Origin of the sequence: Pseudoalteromonas sp. MMG013, from assembly GCF_018100885.1 — a bacterium.
GTDB classification, from domain to species: Bacteria; Pseudomonadota; Gammaproteobacteria; order Enterobacterales; family Alteromonadaceae; genus Pseudoalteromonas; species Pseudoalteromonas aurantia.
On the sequence record NZ_JAGJEE010000107.1, the window covers coordinates 1 to 577 of the forward strand.

1 protein-coding gene is annotated in these 577 nt (G+C 31.7%); it reads left to right on the plus strand.

Features of this window, described 5'->3' with window-relative positions; all coding sequences use genetic code 11:
* Positions 1 to 31 precede the first annotated feature (31 nt).
* The gene (locus J8L98_RS24555; RefSeq protein ID WP_210998675.1) at positions 32 to 433 is read left to right on the plus strand and encodes a hypothetical protein; all 402 of its coding nucleotides are present in this window, start codon (positions 32 to 34) and stop codon (positions 431 to 433) included.
* Positions 434 to 577 lie beyond the last annotated feature (144 nt).

Genomic DNA, 577 nt, shown 5'->3' on the forward strand with positions numbered 1-577 from the left:
CATTCAAGCGGGAAAATAAAGAAAGAGTTTAATGAAGAAATACGTGAAGTACATTTGGGTAGCTTTTTTAGTACTGAGCCTTGGCAAAATGCTATATGCAAAATATGAAAATGATTCGCAATATAAGCAATTAAAAAACTCGGTAGAAGAATATTTCCTAGAGGGAGATCCTAACCTTAAATTAAGCTGGTTTAAAATTCAGGATCAAACAATGGCTTTAACTATTGATATTTTAGCTCTAAGCCCTTTAATTAAAAAAACAGAACTAGATAAAGTTAGAAAAAAATCGAGAGATTATATTTACCAAAAAGTTTGCCATCATCCTACCTTAAGGTCTTATTTAGATGATGGCAATTTTATTTCTGTTGATTTTAGAAATGGTAAAAAACCTCCATTTATGAATCTACAAATAAACAAATCAACGTGCGTATAACAAGAGACTATGGCGTCAATAGCTAATTTTAAGTTTTTGGCGCTTCCCACATAACACCGTCTCTGAGCATCGAATTTAAGATCACAATCATCTTCCTGACACACGCAAAAAAATAATATAGGACAGGCACAAATTTCTTTGAAT

Bases quoted from the DNA above. Each gene is read 5' to 3' on its own strand.
- J8L98_RS24555 (WP_210998675.1), top strand. From the start codon at position 32: ATGAAGAAATACGTGAAGTACATTTGGGTAGCTTTTTTAGTACTGAGC.